The 18442-nt window shown below is 74.1% G+C and carries 9 protein-coding genes; 3 read left to right on the top strand and 6 right to left on the bottom strand.

The annotated features are described in order from the left end of the window. Positions 1-12: 12 nt before the first annotated feature. Positions 13-279, bottom strand: a complete 267-nt coding sequence (locus ACFU9E_RS01060; protein ID WP_355360047.1) for a UBP-type zinc finger domain-containing protein — start codon at positions 277-279, stop codon at positions 13-15. Positions 280-356: 77 nt separating this feature from the next. Here ACFU9E_RS01060 and ACFU9E_RS01055 point away from each other — a divergent pair, with 77 nt between their 5' ends. After that, positions 357-2852: a YbhN family protein gene (locus tag ACFU9E_RS01055; RefSeq protein WP_380680809.1), complete on the top strand. Its 2496-nt coding sequence runs from the start codon at positions 357-359 to the stop codon at positions 2850-2852. Positions 2853-2891: 39 nt separating this feature from the next. On the opposite strand, the gene ACFU9E_RS01050 is transcribed toward ACFU9E_RS01055, so the two are convergent. Then, on the bottom strand, positions 2892-3083 hold the full coding sequence (locus ACFU9E_RS01050; RefSeq protein WP_380680806.1) for a hypothetical protein: 192 nt from the start codon (positions 3081-3083) through the stop codon (positions 2892-2894). 256 nt (positions 3084-3339) lie between these two features. Between ACFU9E_RS01050 and ACFU9E_RS01045 the strand changes: the two genes are divergently transcribed. After that, the gene (locus tag ACFU9E_RS01045; RefSeq protein ID WP_380680803.1) at positions 3340-3984 is read left to right on the top strand and encodes a class I SAM-dependent methyltransferase; all 645 of its coding nucleotides are present in this window, start codon (positions 3340-3342) and stop codon (positions 3982-3984) included. Continuing rightward, the gene (locus ACFU9E_RS01040; protein ID WP_380680800.1) at positions 3981-4550 is read left to right on the top strand and encodes a TrmH family RNA methyltransferase; all 570 of its coding nucleotides are present in this window, start codon (positions 3981-3983) and stop codon (positions 4548-4550) included. Before ACFU9E_RS01045 ends, ACFU9E_RS01040 begins: the two co-directional genes overlap by 4 nt. A gap of 90 nt (positions 4551-4640) precedes the next feature. Here the strand turns inward: ACFU9E_RS01040 and ACFU9E_RS01035 are convergent, their stop codons facing one another. The 4 genes from ACFU9E_RS01035 to ACFU9E_RS01020 form a co-directional block, all read right to left on the bottom strand. After that, the gene (locus tag ACFU9E_RS01035) at positions 4641-5699 is read right to left on the bottom strand and encodes an MDR family NADP-dependent oxidoreductase (protein WP_380680797.1); all 1059 of its coding nucleotides are present in this window, start codon (positions 5697-5699) and stop codon (positions 4641-4643) included. Then, entirely contained in the window at positions 5696-7474 is a 1779-nt protein-coding gene (locus ACFU9E_RS01030; protein WP_380680794.1) for a phytoene desaturase family protein, read from the bottom strand. The genes ACFU9E_RS01035 and ACFU9E_RS01030 overlap by 4 nt, the downstream gene beginning before the upstream one ends. Positions 7475-7588: 114 nt before the next feature. Beyond that, the gene (locus ACFU9E_RS01025) at positions 7589-8779 is read right to left on the bottom strand and encodes a cytochrome P450 (protein ID WP_380680791.1); all 1191 of its coding nucleotides are present in this window, start codon (positions 8777-8779) and stop codon (positions 7589-7591) included. A 58-nt stretch (positions 8780-8837) separates the two neighbouring features. Further along, positions 8838-18305 carry an amino acid adenylation domain-containing protein gene (locus tag ACFU9E_RS01020; RefSeq protein WP_380680788.1) on the bottom strand — a complete coding sequence of 3156 codons (9468 nt, stop codon included), beginning with the start codon at positions 18303-18305 and terminating at the stop codon, positions 8838-8840. Positions 18306-18442 lie beyond the last annotated feature (137 nt).

Genomic DNA, 18442 nt, shown 5'->3' with positions numbered 1-18442 from the left:
CCCTCGACCCGGTCACCCCATGAGCTCGTGGACGAAGCACCACCGCCAGTCCTCCCCCGGCTCGTAGGACCGGATCACCGGGTGGGAGCTGTTGTGGAAGTGCGCGGTGGCGTGCCGCTGCGGCGAGAAGTCGCAGCAGCCGATGTGGCCGCAGTCCAGGCAGAGCCGCAGGTGCACCCAGTCCCGGCGCCCCTGGGCCAGGCAGTCGGCGCAGCCGTCCACGGGCGGCAGCGGCGCGATGTCCCTGGGTGCGGCGGCGAGGTCTTCGCAGTCGCTCATGGAACGCACAGTAGTGACGCCGGGCCCGCCCCGCTCCCCGGGACACGCACCCGGAGGGCGCGTGGGAGCATGCACCAGTGGCGGATGTGACGGGGAACGCGACGATCAGCACGGCCGGCGGCACCGGGGACCCCCCGCCCCCGGGCATATCCGGCACCGGCCGGATCCGGCAGCCCGCGGCACTGATCCGGCTGCTCGCCGGCCTCGCCGTGATCGCCCTCACCCTGCTCGGCGCCGACTACGCCCGGGCCACCACCAACGGCCTCGCCGAGGACGCCGCCGCTCTCGCCGCACTGGTGCCGCACCCGCTGGGCGGCGTCGCCACCGGCCTCAGCACCGCCGCGCTGCTGCTCCTGCCCGGCTTCTCGGGCGCCTGCCGGCTGCTCGGCACCGCGGCGGACCGGCGGCACGTCCTCCAGCAGCTCGCCGACGGCGTACTGGCCGCCGTCCTCGCCTACGGTGCCTCGCTCGCCGTCGACCTGTGGATCGACGGGCGCGCACCGTTCTCCCTGGCCTCCGCGCTCACCCGGCCGCTGCCCGGCGACCCGCTCGCCCGCACCGAGCCGGTGTACGGCTACCTCGCCCCCGTCCTCGCCTTCCTCATCGCCTCCGCGGCCCGCGAACGGCGGGTGCCGTGGGCCGTCCTCAGCCTCTCCGCGCTGGCCGGACTCGCCGGCGGGACCGCCACCCCGACCGCCCTGCTGCTGGGTCTGCTGATCGGCTGGACGGCCGCCCACGGCACCCGCTGGGCCGTCGGCACCCCCGACCCGCGGCCCCGGCCCGGACGGCTCCTGCAGAGCCTGCGCGAGGCCGGCCTGCGCCCGGCCGCCGCCACCCCGGCCGGCCCGGACCGCTACCTGGTCCGCCAGCAGGACGGCCGCCCCGAACTCGACGTCCAGCTGCTCGACCGGCAGGCGGTCACCGCCGCCCTGGTGCAGCGCGCCTGGCGGCGGCTGCGGCTGCGCACCGCCCCGCACCCGCGCGCCCTGCGCTCGCTGCGCACCGGGCTGGAGCACGAGGCCCTGGTCTCCTACGCGGCGGTGGCCGCCGGGGTCCGCACCCACCGGATCGCCGCCACCGCCGAGCTCGGCCCGGACACCGCGCTGGTCGCCTACGAGCGGCTGCCCGGCCGCACCCTGGACGAGCTGGGCGACGAGGAGCTCACCGACGCGATGCTCGCCGACGCCTGGGGCCAGCTGGCCCTGCTCCAGCGGCGGGCGATCGCGCACCGCGCGCTGGTGCCCTCCGCGCTGCTGGTGGACGCGGCGGGGGCGGTGCACCTGGTGAACCTCGCGGACGGCGACATCGCCGCGAGCGAGCTGGTGCTGCGCTGCGACGTCGCCCAGCTGCTCACCACGCTCGCGCTGCGCACCGGGGCCGAACGCTCGGTGCGCGCCGCGGTGGCGGCGCTCGGCCCGGACGCGGTCGCCGCCGCCCTGCCGCTGCTCCAGCCGATCGCGCTGACCCGCGGCACCCGGCTCGCCCTCAAACGGTCCGGACGGACCGCACCGCCCGCACCGCCCGGACCGCCCGCACCGCCCGGACCGCCCGCGCCGCCCGAGCCCGACCTGCTGGAGCAGATCCGCACCGAGATCCTCCACAGCCGCCCGCAGGCCCCGGTCCGGCCGGTCCGGCTGGAGCGGCTGCGCCCCCGCACCGTGCTCGCCGTCGGCGGCGGCGTGGTGGCCGGCTGGCTGCTGATCCCGCAGTTCTTCGCCACCGAGCGCAACCCGCTCACCGCCGTCGCCGACGCCGACCCGTTCTGGCTCGTCCTCGCCCTGCTCGCCGCGGCCACCAGCCACGTCATGGGGGCGATGGGCTTCATCGGCTTCGTCCCCGAGCGGCTGGACTTCCGCAACGCCGTGCTGGCGCAGGTCGCCGGCTCCTTCGTGAAGCTGGTCTCCCCCGGCGGGGTCGGCGGCGTCGCCCTGAACACCCGCTTCCTCCAGCGGGCCGGCATCCCGACCGCCCAGGCGCTCTCCAGCGTCGGCGTCGGACAGCTGCTCGGACTGGTGCTGCACCTGCTGCAGGTCGGCGCCTTCGTCTACCTGACCGGCCTGGAGGCCGGCGGCTCCGAGCTGGAGATCCTGCCGTTCGTGGTCGGCGGCATCGCGGTGGCGGGCGCCGTGCTGGCCACGGTGTCCGCCGTGCCGCCCGCCCGGCGCTGGCTGGTCGCCCGGCTGCGTCCGCTGACCGCCGAGGTGCTGCCCCGGCTGGTGGAGCTGCTGCGCAACCCGGGGCGGCTGGCCGTCGGCTTCACCGGGCAGCTGTTGGTGTCGATCACGCTGATCAGCTGCCTGTACTGCTGTGCCCGGGCGGTCGGGTCGGAGCCGGGCTTCGCCGCGGTCGGCGTGGTGTTCCTGGTCGGCAACGCGGCGGGCAGCGCCGCGCCGACCCCGGGCGGGGCCGGCTTCGTGGACGGCGCGCTGGCGGCCGGCCTGAAGTGGGCCACCTCGATGGACGACGGCGGGATCGCGGCCACCGTCACGCTCTTCCGGCTGCTCACCCTCCTGCTGCCGGTGCTCCCGGGCTGGGCGGCGTTCAGCTGGCTCCAGCGCCGCGGGGCGCTCTGACCCCGGGCTTCCGACGCGGGCGGGCCCCGGCGACCGGCCCTACTCCCGGTACTCGTCCTGGTCGAGCTGGACGATCCGGTTCTGTTCTGCGGCGTCCGCGACGTCGGTGGCCGGGTCCGCGCCCAGCGACCGCCGCTCGGCCAGCTCGTCGTACTCGTCCTCGGCCGTCTGCTCGTCCGGCTCCGCGGCCTCGTCGGCCTCGTCCAGGTAGTCCTCGTGGTTCTGCGGCATGGCGTCCGTCCTCGTTCCTCGAAGGTTCCTCGGAGGCTTCCTCTGACCCGATGGCCACTGCCCGGTGGGGTACTGGCAGTATCCGTCGGCCTCCGCCCGGGCGCGAAGCGCCGACGGCGCGTCGGCGTGTTGCCTCCTCCCACGCCCGCCGGGCAGAACGGGCCTCCCGGCCACCGGGGTACGATCGGAGCCGTACCAGCAGGGCTTACCCACACCTCCCGGTGGCCCCGAGGCCCTTACGAACGACGGGGAATTCATGTCCGGCTCGCACTACTTCACCGGTGCACCCGAGGTCGCCAGTGAGCGCCGCCCGATCACGGTCACCCTGCCGGACCTCACCCTGGAGCTCACCACCGACGCGGGCGTCTTCTCCCGCACCCGGCTGGACCCGGGAACCCGGATCCTGCTGGAGCACGCGCCGGCGCCCCGGGTGCGCGGCCCGATCCTGGACGTCGGCTGCGGCTACGGCCCGATCGCGCTGACCTGGGCGACCCGCCGCAAGCGGCTCCCGGTCTGGGCGGTGGACGTCAACGGCCGCGCCCTGGAACTGGTCCGGCACAACGCCGAGTCGCTGGGGCTGGGCAACGTCGAGGCCGCGCTGCCCGAGGAGGTCCCCGCCGAACTGCGGTTCGCGGCGATCTACTCCAACCCGCCGATCCGGATCGGCAAGGCGGCGCTGCGCCGGCTGCTGGAGCAGTGGCTCGGCCGGCTGACCCCGGACGGCTCCGCCTTCCTGGTGGTGCAGAAGCACCTCGGCTCGGACTCGCTGCAGAAGTGGCTGAACGAGCAGGGCTGGCCGACCACCCGGCTGACCTCGGTCAACGGGTTCCGGATTCTGGAAGCGCGGCCCCGCCCGACGGCGGGCGAGGGCCCCGAGAGTGGACGAGGGACGACGTCGTGAAGCAGCTCCGCGGGACCGAACTGAAGCGGCTGCACCGCTCGTGGCGGCGTGGCAACGAGTTCCGGCTCGCGATGATCCTGGAGAACCTCCAGTCGCCCTTCAACGTCGGCTCGGTCGTCCGGACCGGCGCCGCGATGGGCGCGGAGAAGCTCTACCTGACCGGTGACACCCCGTCGGTGCGCTCGTCCGGCGCGCAGAAGGCCGCGATGGGCACCGACAAGTACCTGAAGGTGGAGCACTTCCCCACCGTCGCCGAGGCGATCGAGGCCGCCAAGGCCGATGGCTTCAAGGTGGTCGGCCTGGAGCTCGCGGACGACGCGGTGCCGATGTTCGCCGCCGAGCTGACCCCGGCGGTCGCCTTTGTGCTCGGCCACGAGGACCGCGGGGTGACGGCGGACGCGCTCGCCCTCTGCGACCAGGTGGTCTACGTGCCGCAGCTGGGCCGGGTCGGCTCGCTCAACGTCTCCGCCGCCGCCACGGTGGCCTGCTACGAGGCGCGCCGCCAGGGGTACGCGATCACCGGCACCCCGGACGGCTCCGACGTCGGCGGCCCCGACGAGGACTGAGCCCGGCAACGGCCGGGCCCGACGACCGGGCCCGACAACGGCTGAACCGCGTCCCGGGCGGGGACCGATCCGTCCCCGCCCGGGACCGGGTCACACCTCGACCAGCACCTTGCCCCGGTTGACGTCGCGGTCCAGGTAGAGGCTCCGGTAGGCCTGCGGGATCGCGTCGAACCCCTTGTGCACGGTCTGGTGGTAGCGGATCTCCCCGCTGCCGACCAGCCCGCCGAGCTCCTGGTGCATCTGCGCCAGCAGCGGCTCGGTGAACCACTCCTGGGCGAAGATCCCTCGGATCGTGGTGCGCGGGAACATGATGTACGGCAGCAGCCGCGGCCCGGTCAGCTCGCCGTTCACCGTGGTCGCCCACTGCCAGCAGACCGCCACCCGGCTGTCCACGTTCAGCATGGTGAACACCGCGTCGGTGACGGCCCCGCCCAGGTTGTCGAAGTAGCGGTCGACGCCGTCCGGCGCGGCGATCAGCAGCGCCTGCCGGACCTTCTCCGCGTCGTCGCCCTGCGCGTAGACCACCACCTCGTCGAAGCCCAGATCGCGCAGGTACTCGGCCTTGCCCGGCGAGCCGGTGGTGCCCACCACCCGGCCGGCGCCGGCCCGCTTCGCCAACTGGCCCACCAGGGTGCCGATCGAGCCGGACGCGCCGCTGATCACCACGGTGTCGCCGGGGCGGACCTCCAGGAAGCGGGTGAGCGTGCCCCACGCCGTCATCCCGGGCGCGCCCATGATGCCCAGCGCGGTGGACAGCGGCAGCCGCTCGTCGTACCAGGACGGGTCCAGCCGGCGGTAGGCCGGGAAGACCATCGGGAAGATGCCGGTCGTCCACAGCTCCTCGGCGCCGTTGTGGACGACGTGGGTGCGCCAGCCGCCGAAGCCCTGCACCAGGTCGCCGACCGCGAACGCCGCCTCCGGCCCGGCCTCGATCACCTCCATGATCGAGTCGGCGCCCATGTGGTGGCCGACCGGCGTCTCCAACGCCAGGCCGTTCTGGTACGGGTCCACCGAGACGTACCTGGTCCGGAACAGCATCTCGTCCGGCCGCAGGTCGATCGTGACGTCCTCGACGACCTTCTCGTAGATCCGGTTGACGTCGGGCACGCCGTCCAGGTGTTCCCGGACCACCCACTTCTCGATCCTCATGCCAGGGCTCCCGTCTGCACGTTCTCGCTGTCCTCGCGGCCTTCGTCCCGCGCCGCCTCACCGGCTGCCACCGGCGCCGTCCGGCCGGCCGGCTCGGCGGGCCGGCCCACCGGGATGACCAGGTGCGTCGGCGGCGGGGCGCTCCGGTCGATCTCGGCGGTGAACTCCAGCCCGTCGTCCCGGCAGACGAACTGCATGACGTGCCGCCCGGCGGCGGCCGCCCGGATCAGCCCGCCGATGGTCGCCCAGACCCCGGAGAGGTAGAAGTTCGACAGCCCGGGCAGCACCGGGCCGCTCCGCTTGATCTCCTCCTCCACCGTCTCGGCGCCCTCCACGAAGGGGTTCCAGCCGGGGAAGGTGCCGTCGTAGACGCCGGTGTAACGGACCTGGGTGAGCGGGGTGGACACGTCGGCCACGGCCACCGCGTCCTTGAAACCGGGGAAGCGCTCGTCCAGGAAGGAGACGATGCCGTTGCGCACCCGCCGCTTGGCCGCCACGTACTCCCGGCCGTGCTTGACCGGCAGGGTGTGCAGCTCCTCGCCGCGCCGCACCCGGGAGGACCGCTCCGGCCCCTCCGACAGCGCCCGCCAGGGGGCGATGTCGGAGAAGTACGTCGCGAACACCACGGTGGAACCGGACGGCGCCAGCTCCGGGTAGTGCCGGGTGCGGAACTGGACGTTCATCGAGGGGCAGCGGATCCCGGTCAGCGCGGCCGCCTCCCGCTCGCCCAGCAGGTAGGTGGTGCACGGGTCGCCCGCCGGGAAGGGCTTGCGCAGGCCCAGGAAGAGCGCCACGTAGCCCGGCGACAGCTGGCCCGGCTCGTCGATCAGCGAGGTGTAGAGCCGGCGGTAGGTGTCGTTGAGGTACCGGCCCTTGAGCAGCTTCATCACCGTGGTGTGGCCGTCGGCGGCGGACACCACGATGTCGGCCCGGTACTCCCGGCCGTCGCTGAGCCGCACGCCCACCGCGCGGTCCTCCTCGACCAGGATCTCCTCGACCTTGGCGTTGTAGGTGATCTCCCCGCCGAGCCCGCGGTAGCGGTCCTCGATCGACCGGGCCAGCGCGAGCGAACCGCCCTCCGGCACCCCGGCCGCCTGGTTGGCGTGCGAGGCGAGCTGGAAGTAGAACGGCAGCACCGGGAAGGCCGGGTGCTTCTCGTAGAGGATGAAGTTGAACGCCTCGCGCAGCAGCGGGTCGCTGAACCGCTGCGAGAAGTCCGTCATCAGCACCGCGATCGACTTGCGGATGGTGTTGAAGTACGGCGTGAAGGAGGCCAGCATCCGCCAGCGCTCCAGCCGGCCCATCAGCCCGACCGGCTTGAGGAACGGGTAGGCCGCGAGCGCCCGGCGGAAGGTCCGGATCCCCGCGCAGAACTCCCGGATCGGCGCCGCGTCGACCGGCGAGAGACCCAGCAGGTGCGCCTCAAGCCGGTCCGGGTCGGAGTAGAAGTAGACCGCCCGGCCGTCCCGGCCCCGGACGATGTTGAAGACGTCGAAGTGCCGCATCTCCTTGCCCTGGAGCGCGCCCAGTTCGAGCCAGATCTGGTACATCTCGTTGCCCGGGCCGTTGCCGAGCAGCCAGCTGATGCACCAGTCGAAGGTGAAGTCGCTGCGGTCCCAGCCGGTGCAGGACCCGCCGGGGATCTCGTGCATCTCGAAGATCCTGGTGCGGTAGCCGTTCATCCGGGCGTAGCACCCGGTGGACAGGCCGCCGAGACCGCCGCCGACGATGATCATCGACTCCCGCCGGCGTGCGGTGTCTGTCTGCCGTGCCATTACTGGCCTTCCTCGTCGTCCTTGCCTTGTCCGGCCGTGTTTTGTCCGGCCGTGCCTGGTCCGGCCGTGCTCTGCCGTGCCCTGCCTTGCCGTGGCGTCCGTGGGAGCGGGCGTTCACCAGGCGATCGGGAGCGCCTGCAGACCGTTCACCATCGCGTCCTCCTTCCAGCGCAGCTCGCGCTCGGGTACGGCCAGCCGCAGCCCCGGCAACCGGGTCAGCACCTGCTCGATCGCCACCTGGAGCTCCAGCCGGGCGAGGTGCGCGCCGATGCAGTAGTGCACGCCGTGGCCGAAGCCGATGTGCGGGTTGGCCGGCCGGTCCAGCACCAGCCGCTCGGGCTCCTCGAACACCTCCGGGTCCCGGTTGGCGGCGGCGGTCGCGATCATCACCGCCTCGCCGGACCGGATCACCACCCCGCCCAGCTCGACGTCCTCGGTGGCGTACCGGGGCAGGCTGAAGCCGGTGAGCAGCGGCACGTAGCGCATCAGCTCCTCGACGGCCTTGGGGATCAGCCCGGGGTTCTCCCGCAGCCTCGCCGACTCCTCCGGGTTCACCAGCAGCTGGTGGAAGAAGTTGCCGATCTGGTTGGTGGTGGAGACGAAGCCGGCGATCAGCAGGTCGCAGGCGATGGAGAGCAGCTCCTCCTCGCTGATCAGCCGCTGCTCGCGGCAGGCCCGGACCAGCGTGGTGAGCAGGTCGTCGCCGGGCTCGCGGCCGCGCAGCTCCAGCACCCCGGCCATGTAGTCGATGAACGCCTGCCCGTCGACGGCCAGCACCTCGCCCGGGGTGACGGCGGAGAGCACCGTCTCCGCCCACCGCCAGAGCATCCGGTGGTCCTCGGCCGGGATGCCGAGCACCTCGCAGATGATGGTGGTCGGCATCGGGATCGCGAAGTCCTCGACCAGTTCGGCGGGTTGGCCCTTGGCGAGGATGCCGTCGAGCAGCTCGTCGGCCAGCTCCCGGGCCCGCACGCGCAGCCCCTCGACCCGGCGGGCGCTGAACTCCTTGGCCACCAGCGAGCGCAGCCGGGTGTGCTCGGGCGGCTCGGTGGAGAACAGGCCGGCGCCGGTGCGGGCCACCGGGCGCATCCGCGGCTGGTCCTCGCCCATCGCGGCGGCCAGGCTGAACCGCGGGTCGCCGAGCACCGCCCGGACGTCCTCGTACCGGGTGGCCAGCCAGGCGCCGTCGCCGTACGGCATCCGGATCCTGACCAGCGGCTGCTCGCGCAGCTCGGCGTAGCGGGGGTCGAGTTCGAGGCCGTTCGGCTCGAAGGGGTAGCTCAGCGGCGGGTGCTGGCGGAGCATGGGCGGATCCGTCTCTCGTGCGGGGGCGGGCAGACTCGGGACTCGGCCCCGGACCGTCTCAGGACGCATGGGGGGCGGCTCCGGTGAGGATCGACCGGGCGAGCCCGGCGTTGTGGGCGATGAAGTCGCGGTCGAGCATCTCGGCGTGGGTGCCGAAGCCCTTGAAGACCGCCGTCCCGGTGGCCGAGCTGCCGTGCCAGGCGCCGTGCTGCCCGGCCTCGTACAGCGCCACCTTCTCGTCGTCGGAGATCACGCTGAGCGCGGCGGTGACCACCCCGAGGTTGGGCGTGCGGCTGCAGAACCGCAGGTAGTCCCGGGCCTGTTCGCGGGTCTCCTGGGCGACCGCGGCGGAGCCGGTGTGCCGCTGGAGGTGCTCGGCCAGCTCCCGCTCGAAGGCCTGGAGGTGCTCGTCACCGAGGTCGAAGGACTCCGGGATCCGGTGCGAGTCCATGATCACCACATTGGGCACCGCCCGGCCGCGCCGCTCCAGCTCCTTGGCCACCTCGAAGGCGAGGTTGCCGCCGAGCGAGTAGCCGAGCAGGGCGCACGGGCCCTCCGGCTGGAGCACCTCGACGAGGTCCGCGTAGCGGTCGACCTTGTCGTCCCCCGACACGTAGTTGAAGGCGACCGTCCGGTACTCCGGCAGGTGGGCCGCGAACTGCCGGTACACCAGCCCGTGGCCGCCGGCCGGCGGGAAGCAGAACAGCGTCTGCTGCTGGTCCTGGTTGAACCAGAGGTACGGCTGGGCGCCCTCGATCCGGCCGGTGATGATGTGCTCGACGGTCTTGGCCATCCCGTGCAGGGTGGTGACCTTGAAGAGCTGGCTGACCGGGATGCTGATGTTGAACTCGGCCTGCAGACCGTGGATCAGCTCGATCAGCTTGATCGAGGAGCCGCCCGACTCGAAGAAGTCGTGCTGGAGGCCGGGCTCCTCGACCCCCAGCAGCGCCCGCCAGTGCTCGGCCATCCGGACCTCGTAGAGGGTGACCGGCGGCTCGGCGGCCTCCGCGGTGTCGGTGCGGGGCTCGGGCAGCGCGGCCGTGTCCACCTTGCCGTTGGCGGTGAGCGGCAGCGCGGGCAGCTCGACGAAGTGCGTCGGGATCATGAAGGTCGGCAGGTAGCCGGCCAGGTGGCGGCGCAGCTCCCGGTGGTCGAAGGTCCGTCCGGGGGCGGGCACGCAGTAGGCGCAGAGCACGTGCTCGCCGTCGCGGTCCGGCCGGACGGTGACCACCGCCCGCTCCAGCTCGGGCCAGTCGGCGAGCTGGGTCTCGATCTCACCCAGCTCGATCCGGTGGCCGCGGACCTTGATCTGCGTGTCGGCCCGGCCGAGCAGGTGCACCCCGCCCTCGGCGTCCCAGCGGGCGAGGTCCCCGGTGCGGTAGAGCCGCAGGGGTTCGCCGCCGTCGGCGCCGCCGAGCGGCAGGGTGGCGAACCGGCCGGCGGTCTGCTTCTCGTCGCCGAGGTAGCCGAGCGCGACGCCGGAGCCGCCGATCCACAGCTCCCCGGTGACGCCGGGCGGCACCGGGCGGCCCTGCGCGTCGAGCAGGTAGAAGGCGCTGTTGGGGAACGGCCGCCCGATCGGGACCATCCGGCTGGGCTCCAGGCCGTCCGCCGGGCCCTCGAAGTAGGCGCTGTCGATGGTGGTCTCGGTCAGGCCGTAGGAGTTGACCAGCCGCGTCCGGGGCCCGCACAGGGCGCCCAGCCGCTGGTACTCCTCGACCTTCCAGACGTCCGAGCCGACCACCAGCAGCCGCATGAACGCCAGGTCCTGCCCAGTGCGTTCGCAGTGGTCCAGGACGGTGCGGACCACCGCCGGGACGAACTCGGCGGCGTCCACCCGCTCGGCACGCATCACCTCGTACAGCCGGGCGGTGTTGAACAGCAGCTCCCGGCCGATCAGCACCAGGGCGCCGCCGGAGCAGAGCGCGCGGACCACGTCCCCGGTGAAGACGTCGAAGGCCGGGCCGGCCATCTGGAGGTGGACCCGGGCGTCGGCGTCCAGCCGGTACTCGGCCTGCCAGGCCCGGTAGGCCGAGGCGAGGTTGCCGTGGGAGACCCGCACCGCCTTGGGCCGGCCGGTGGAGCCGGAGGTGTAGATGACGTACGCCGGGTCGTCGTGGTTCACCACCGCGTCGGTGAACCCGTCGTCGTCCGCGTCGAGTTCGGCGGTGGTGACCAGCCGGGCGGGCAGCGCGCCGAGCCGCTCGGCGTCGTCGCCGACCAGCAGCGCGGCGCCCGCGTGCTCCACCATGTACGCCAGCCGGTCCACCGGGTGGCCCGGGTCCAGCGGCAGGTAGGCGGCGCCGGTGCGGAGCACCGCGAGCAGGGTGGTGATCAGCTCCGGCGACTTGGGCAGGCAGATCGCCACCACGCCGCCCGGTCCGGCGCCCAGCGCGCGCAGCCGGGCGGCGGACCGCCGGGAGCGCTCGGCCAGCTCGCCGTAGGACAGCCGGGCGGTCGGGCCGGACTCGGCCGGCGCGGCCACCGCGGGCGCCGTCGGGTCCGCCTCCGCCGCGCGCAGCACCAGCCGGTGCACCGGCTCACCGAACGGGACCCGCCGGTCGGCGCCGCTCCACTGCCGGAGCACCACCGCGCGCTCCTCGCGGCCGAGCAGTTCGAGACCGGTGGCGGCGCGCTGCGGACCGGCCGTGGTCAGCGCGTCCAGCAGATTGACGTAGTGGCCGGCCATCCGGGCCATCGTCGCGGGCAGGAAGAGGTCGGTGTTGTACTTGAAGACGCAGTGGAAGCGGTGCTCGGCCTCGTCCTCGTAGGCGGACAGGGTGATGTCGAACTGCCCCTCCTCCTCCGGGAGTTCGATGTACTCCAGGTGGTAGCCGTACTTCTCGGTGGCCACCTTGTGGTGGAGCAGGATGAACATCGCCTGGAAGACCGCCGAGCGGCTCGGGTCGTGCTGCAGCCCGAGCTTCTCCACCAGCAGCACGAACGGGTACTCCTGGTGGTCGAGCCCGCCCAGCACGGTGGTCCGCACCCGGTCCAGCAGCTCGGCGACGGTCGGGGCGCCGGCCAGCGAGACGTGCAGCGGCAGCGGGTTGACGAAGTAGCCGTAGACGCCGGCGAACTCCTCGTCGGTGCGGCCGGTCACCGGGCTGCCGACGATGATGTCGTCCTGGCCGGCGTAGGCGTGCAGCAGCAGGTAGTAGGCGCTGAGCAGCACCATGAAGACGGTGACGCCGTGCTCCCGGGCCAGCGCGTGCACCCGGGCGCTGAGCTCCTCGTCCAGGACGAAGAACTCGGAGGCGCCGTTGTGGGTCTGCACCGCCGGGCGCGGCCGATCGGTGGGCAGGCTGAGGATCGGCACCTCGGCGGGCAGGTGCGAGCGCCAGTACTCCAGCATCTTCGGCGCCTCGCGGCCGGCCAGGAAGGCGTTCTGCCGGTTGAGGAAGTCCAGGTAGCGGGCGGCCACCGGGGGCAGCTCGGGAACCCGGCCGCGGCGCAGCCCCTCGTAGACGGCGAGCAGCTCCTCGATGAAGGTGAAGGTGGAGATCGCGTCCGAGATGATGTGGTGGACGGCCTTCATGATCACCCAGCGGGCCGGTCCGCGCCGGAACAGCCGGAACCGCACCAGCGGGTCCCGCTCCAGGTCGTACGGCTTGCGGTACTCGCGGACGATCATCGCGTGGATGTCGTCCCAGGCCAGGCCCTCGACGTCGAAGACCCCGAAGTCCGGCTCCACCGCGGCGGAGATCCGCTGCACGGCCCGGCCGGCGTCCAGCACGAAGTTGGCCCGCAGGCTCGGGTGGCGCTCGACCATGGTCCGGAAGGCCAGCGCCATCAGCTCGGGCTCCAGCTCCACCCGGACCTCGACGGCGCCGCCGATGTTGTAGGCGAAACCGTCCGGGTTGAGCTGCTTGAGGAACCAGAGCGCCTTCTGGTTCTGGGTCAGCGGGTAGGCCGACTCGTCCTCGTGGCGCTCGGCCTCGACCGCGCCGGCGCCGTCCGCCTGCTCGTCCAGCAGCTCGGCCAGCGACTCGTGCAGCCGGGCGACCAGCTCGGCCACCGGGGTGTTGCCGAGCAGCGCCACCACCGGGAGGGTGGCGCCGAGTTCGCTGCCCAGACGGGCCCGCAGCTCCATCGCGAGCAGCGAGTCCAGGCCGAGGCCGCCGAGGCCCGCGGCGGGGTCGATCTGCTCGACCGGCACCCGCAGCACGGTCGCGGCCAGCGCGGTGAACCGCTCGGTGAGCAGCACCCGCCGCTCCTCCTCGCCGGCCGCCCGCAGGGCGTCCAGCAGGCCGGTCCGCCCGGCCGCCGGGGCGGTCTCCCGGGCCGCGGCGGCGAGTTCGGCGACCAGCGGCGGCGGGGCCGGGTACCAGGAGAGGAACACCGGCCAGTCGACGACGGTGGCGACCAGCAGCTGGGCGCGGTCCTGGCCGAGCACCCGCTCCAGCACCGCCATCCCGGTCTCCGGGGCGAGCGAGCTCATGCCCCGGCTGTACCGGTAGTGGTCGATGAGGCCGAGCTCCTCGATCATGCCGGTGGCCCACGGGCCCCAGTCGAGGCTGAGCGCGGGCAGGCCCAGGGCGCGGCGGTGGTGCGCCAGGGCGTCCAGGAAGGCGTTGCCGGCGGCGTAGTTGGTCTGTCCGGCGGTGGTCAGCAGCGAGGCGATCGAGGCGAACAGGACGAAGTGGTCCAGCGGCTCGCCGGCCAGCTGCCGGTGCAGGGCGAAGGCACCGAGCACCTTGGGGCCGTAAACGGCCTCGAAGGTCTCCCGGTCCAGCTCGCCGACCAGGGTGTCCCTGACCTGCCCGGCGAGGTGGAAGACGCCCCGGATCGGCGGGCGGTCCAGCCGCCGGTACTCGGCCAGCCAGGCGGCCAGCGCGGCCTCGTCGGTGACGTCCAGCGGTGCCGGGACCGGCTCGGCCCCGAGCGCCTCCAGCTCGCGCAGGAAGGCGGCGCGCTCCCCGGCCGGGCTCGCCGGATCGAGCTCGCGCCACCGCTCGCGCGGCGGCAGCGGGCTGCGGCCGACCAGGATCAGCCGCCGCGCCCCGCGCTTCACCAGGGTGCGGCAGAGCAGCCGCCCGAGCGCCCCGAAGGCCCCGGTCACCAGGTACGCGGCGTCCGGCCGCAGCCGCGGCGCGAGCGGCCGGCTCAGCCCCTCGGCCGTCCGCAGCCGACTGGTCAGCCGGCGCCCGCCGCGCAGCGCGATCTCGTCCTCGTCCGCGAGCGCGAACTCCCGCAGCAGCGCCTCGGCCTCCACGGCGGCCCCGGTCCCGGCGGCGGCCCCGGTCTCGGTGGCGGGGCCGAGATCGACCAGCTTGCCCTGGTGGGAGGGGAGTTCCTGGTGGCGCAGCACCCGGGTGATGCCCCAGGCGGGGGCGGCGAGCGGTTCCACGAGCTCGCCGGGGCCGGTGGACTGGGCGGAGCGGGTGACCACGTGCAGCCGGCTGTCGGGGAGCTCGGCGGCCAGCAGCGCGGCGACAGTGACCAGGCTGTAGGCGCCCTCGGCGGTGTGGCCGGCGACGACGGCGTGGTCGGCCCCCGCCAGCCCGGGCCGGTCGAGGTTCCACAGGTGGACCACGGCGGCCGGGTCGGGGGCTCCGGCGGCCCGGCGGTCGGCCAGCAGCCGGGCGAGGTCCTCGGCCGAACCGGGGTCGACGGTGGCCGGGCGGTCGCCCTCGGCGGGCCGGTAGCCGCCGCCGGCGCGGACCAGCAGGCAGCTGCCGCCGCGGGCGGCGATCCGCTCGGCCAGCGCGTCGCCGACCCCGCCGCGGTCGGCGAACAGCAGCCAGTGGTCGGGGTGTTCGGCCAGCAGGTCGGTGATGTCCTCGGCGGCCGGCAGCTCCGACCAGGAGGGTTCGGCGAGCCAGCCGTCGATGGTGCCCAGGCCGACGGCGGTGGCCGCCTGCTCGACGTCGGCGGCCCGGAAGCCGGTGATCCCGCCGAGCGGCGCACCGTTCTCGTCGTGCACCGCGAGGTCACCGACGAGCTCGCCGCCGCCGTCCCGGGTGACGGTGGCGTGCACCCAGAGCGGGCGCTCGCCGACCGCGTCCAGCCGGACCTCCGCGATCCCCACCGGCAGCCGGATGCCCGCGGACTCGGGGCGGCCGTCAAGCAGTTGGGGCGTCAGCAGGGTCTGGAAGAACGCGTCCATCACCACCGGGTGCACCTGGTGCCGCTCGCCCTGCCCGGCGACCGGCGCCGTCGGGCGGATCCGGGCCAGCGCCTCGCCGGGCCCGATCCAGACCTCCTCGATGCCCTGGAAGGCGGGGCCGTAGTGGTAACCCAGCGCGGCGAGTTCGGCGTAGCAGTCGGGCCCGGCGAGCCGGCGCACGGCCCGCCCGCGCACCGCCTCGACGTCCAGCGGCCGGCCGGGCCGGCGGCGCTGGGCGGGGCGGACGGCGCCGACCGTGTGCACGGTGCGCTCGGCGCCCTCGCCGGTGGCGACGGTGAACGAGCCGTGCTCGGCGCTGAGGGTGAGCCGGACGGCGCGGCTCTCCTCGTCCGGCAGGAACAGCGCCTTGCGCAGTTCGATGTCGGCCAGCGCGGCGTCCGTGCCGCCGGTGAGCGCGCGGACCGCCTGGACGGCCATCTCCAGGTAGCCGGCGGCCGGGAACAGCACGTCGCCCTGGATCCGGTGGTCCTCCAGGTAGGGCAGGGCCTCGGCGTCCAGCCGGGCCTCCCAGGCCGGTTCGGCACCGGGCAGCCGACGGCCGAGCAGCGGGTGGTCGACCTCCCCGCGCCGGACCTGCTCGACCGGCCGCGGCTCCACCCAGTGGCGGTCGCGCCGGAACGGGTAGCGCGGCAGCGGGACGATCCGGCCGGCCGGCTGGAGCGCCGACCAGTCGAGCGCGACCCCGAGGTTGTGCAGCGCGGCCAGCGAGGCCGTGAAGACGGCCCGCTCGTCCTCCTGGCGGCGGATCGAGGGCAGGGTCCGCACCTCGGGCCGGTCCGCCGTGCCCGGGTGGGCCTCGACGGTCTCCTGGATCGAGCGGCCGAGCACCGGGTGCGGGCCGATCTCCAGGAACAGCCCGTAGCCGTCGTCGGCCAGCCGCTCCACGGCCTGCCGGAAACGGACGCTGTCGCGGACGTTGTGCCACCAGTACCCGGCGTCGAGCTCGGTGCCGTGCGCGGTGCCCTCACGGCCGGTGAGGTAGAGCGGGACCTGCGCCGGGCGGGCCTTGAGGTCGGCCAGCGACTCCAGCAGCTCGTCCTTGATCAGCTCCATCCGGGCGCTGTGGTACGGGACTTCGACGGTCAGCGGCCGGGCGAAGACCTGCTCCGCGGTGAGCGCCGCGGCGAGCTCGGCCAGCGCCGCCTCGTCTCCGGCGAGGGTGAGCGAGCCGGGGCTGTTGACGGCCGCGACCGAGACGGCGTCCCCGTACGGGCGGAGCCGACGCAGTGCCTCGGCCTCGGTGAGCGCGACGGCGAGCATGCCACCGGTGCCGGCGAGCTTCTGCTGGAGGCGGCTGCGGTGGACCACCACCTTGACCGCGTCGGCCAGGTCGTAGACGCCGGCCTCGTGGAAGGCGGCGACCTCACCGGTGGAGTGGCCGACGATCGCGTCCGGCCGCACGCCCCGGCTGCGCCAGAGCGCGGCGAGGCCGATCTGGACGGCGAAGTTGGCCGGCTGGGCGAGCCAGGTCTCGGCCATCCGGGACGCCGGCTCGTCGGCGGCGAGTTCGTCGATCAGCGACCAGCCGGTCAGTTCGGCGAGGTGCGCGGCGCACTGCTCGACGGCCTCCCGGTAGACGGGTTCGGCGGCGAACAGCTGGCGGCCCATCGCCCACCACTGCGGGCCCATCCCGGTGAAGACCCAGGCCAGCCGGCGGTGCCGGGCCTCGCGGCGGTGGTCGGTGAGCACCCGGGGGTGCGGCTCGCCGCGCAGGTGGGCGGTGAGCGCCTCGTCCAGGGAGGCCCGGGCGGTGTGCTCGCGGGCGTCGTAGACGATCGAGAGCCGGGCGTCGTGGTGCTGGCGGCGGTGGGCGAGGGTGTGGCCGAGGTCGGCCGGGCGGGCCGGGCTGCCGCCGCGCACGCCGGCCAGTTCGGCCCGGATGCCGGCGGCCAGGTCGGGCAGCGCGGCGGCCTCCCGGGCGGTGAGCGGCAGCACCGTCCAGGCGGGGACGTCGGCGGGCTGCGCGGTGCCGGTCCCGCTGCCGATGGAGCCGCCGGAGTGGGGCCCGGCGTCGGCGGAGGGCACGGGCTCCGGCGCGGCCTCCAGCAGGACGTGCGCATTGGTGCCGCCGAAGCCGAAGGAGTTGACCCCGGCCCGGGCCGGTCCCTCGTGGGCCGGCCACGGGGTCGGCTCGGTGGGGATCCGGTAGGGCAGGGTGTCCGGGTCGATCGCCGGGTTGAGCCGTTCCAGGTTGATGTGCGGCGGGATGGTCCGGTGCTTCAGGGCGAGCGCGGACTTGATCAGCCCGGCCAGTCCGGAGGCGGACTCGGTGTGCCCGATGTTGGTCTTGACCGAGCCGACGTAGCAGGCGTCACCGGGGCGCCGGCCGACGGCGAGCGCCCGGGCCAGCGCGTTCGCCTCGATCGGGTCGCCGACCGGGGTGGAGGTGCCGTGCGCCTCGACGTACTGGAGACCGCCGGGGGTGATCCCGGCCTCGGCGCAGACCCGCTCGATCAGGGCGACCTGGGCATCGGGGTTGGGCACGGTGATGCCGTTGGTCCGGCCGTCCTGGTTGACGCCGCTGCCGATGACCACGGCGTGCACCGGGTCGCCGTCGCGCAGGGCGTCGGAGAGCCGCTTGAGCGCCACCACGGCGACGCCCTCGGCCCGGACGTAGCCGTCGGCGGCGGCGTCGAAGGTGCGCGAGCGGCCCTGGGGGGAGAGGAAGCCGCCCTTGGTCTCGGCGATGGTGTACTGCGGGGCGATGTGCAGCAGGGTGCCGCCCGCCAGCGCCAGGTCGGTCTCGCCGCGCTGCAGGCTCTGGGCGGCGAGGTGGACGGCGACCAGCGAGGAGGAGCAGGCGGTGTCGATCGAGACACTGGGACCCCGGAAGTCGAAGCAGTGCGAGATCCGGTTCGACACCATCGTCATCATGGTGCCGGTGGCGGTGTGCGCGGCGAGCGTGTCGAAGGAGAGGTCGGAGAACTGGACGATCTTGTAGTCCAGCGTGAACGCGCCGACGTAGACGCCGACCTCACGGCCGGCCAGCTCGGCCGGCTTCTGCCCGCCGTCCTCCAGTGCCTCCCAGGCCACCTCCAGCAGCTTCCGCTGCTGCGGGTCCATGTGGTCGGCCTCGCGGCCGCTGATGCCGAAGAACGCCGGGTCGAACTCGTCGAAGCCGTCGATGTAGCCGCCCCGGCCGCCGACCAGCCGGCCGGGCTTGGCCTTGTCGCGGCTGCCGAGGGTGGCCACGTCGTAGCGGCTGCGCGGGGTGGGGGTGATGCAGTCCTTGCCGTCGACCAGGTTCTGCCAGAACGCCCGGTGGTCGCAGGCCCCGCCGGGCAGGCGGAGGCCGATCCCGATGATCGCGATCTTCTCCCGCCCGGCGGCGGACGGGCCGGCGGGTGCGGGGCGTTCGGAGAGTTCCGGGGAGGTGACGAAGCGGGAATCCGTCATGCGAGTCGAGTCCTTGGGTCGCTGTGTTCGCGCGTGCGGGCGGGGTACGGGACCGCCGCGCGCGCCGGGGGACACGGGCCGTGCGCCGGTTCCGGGCAGGCCGGACGTCGGGTCGGCCGAAGGGGACGAGCCGTTGG

Source organism: Kitasatospora sp. NPDC057595 (genome assembly GCF_042800875.1).
Taxonomy (GTDB): domain Bacteria; phylum Actinomycetota; class Actinomycetes; order Streptomycetales; family Streptomycetaceae; genus Kitasatospora.
The sequence above is the reverse complement of the archived record's forward strand: the minus strand, read 5'-3'. Positions and strand labels throughout refer to the sequence as shown.